This window comes from Eubacterium sp. An3, from assembly GCF_002159465.1.
GTDB classification, from domain to species: Bacteria; Bacillota; Clostridia; order Lachnospirales; family Lachnospiraceae; genus Anaerobutyricum; species Anaerobutyricum stercoris.
In genome coordinates this window covers 1-578 of sequence record NZ_NFIR01000112.1, presented here as the reverse complement: position 1 = coordinate 578, position 578 = coordinate 1, and the positions used below count along the sequence as shown (strand labels likewise).

The following is a 578-nucleotide window of genomic DNA, read 5'->3' as shown; positions in this document are numbered from 1 at the left end:
CCATCTGCTCCTGTTATGGTGTTCCGCGTCAGGATTATGCTCTTTAGCCCCATCCACTCTTTCTTCTGGCTCAGCCACGAAATATCTTCTGTCTGCCAGTACTCCCTCTTCTCTATCTTCCCCCGCGCTTTTTCTACTTTCTTTTTGTATGCACATTTTTTCAGCAGTCCTTCATCCGAAAAATATTCCCTTACTTCTTCCAGCAGGCTTCCCTGGTTCCCTTTTAATGCCAGCACATAATCCGCACGTTTCTTCCAGATTTTCTTTACTATGGCTGTTTGTGTTCCCATGGCATCTGTTGTGATAATGGCTTCCTTGATATTCAGGCTGTCTATTAATTCAGGAATTGCTGTAATCTCATTCGTCTTTTCTTCCACGCACTTTTGCCCCAGGCAAAAACCTCTTTCGTCTACTGCGCTGACAATATGATTGCCCTTCTGATTTTTATTCCCATTTCCTCTCTGGGTTTTGCCATCTATCGCAAGCAGGCGCTTTACTTTCTCTCCCTCTTCGCTATTTAACAGTTCATTCCATTTTTTCTGGAAATTCTCCAAAAATCCAGAGGGTACTATGGCAAA

1 protein-coding gene is annotated in these 578 nt (G+C 43.4%); it reads right to left on the bottom strand.

The window, feature by feature from the left end; translation table 11 throughout:
• Positions 1 to 578, bottom strand: a 578-nt coding sequence (locus B5F87_RS20590) for an ISAs1 family transposase (RefSeq protein WP_143405325.1), incomplete at both ends; no start/stop codon positions are given.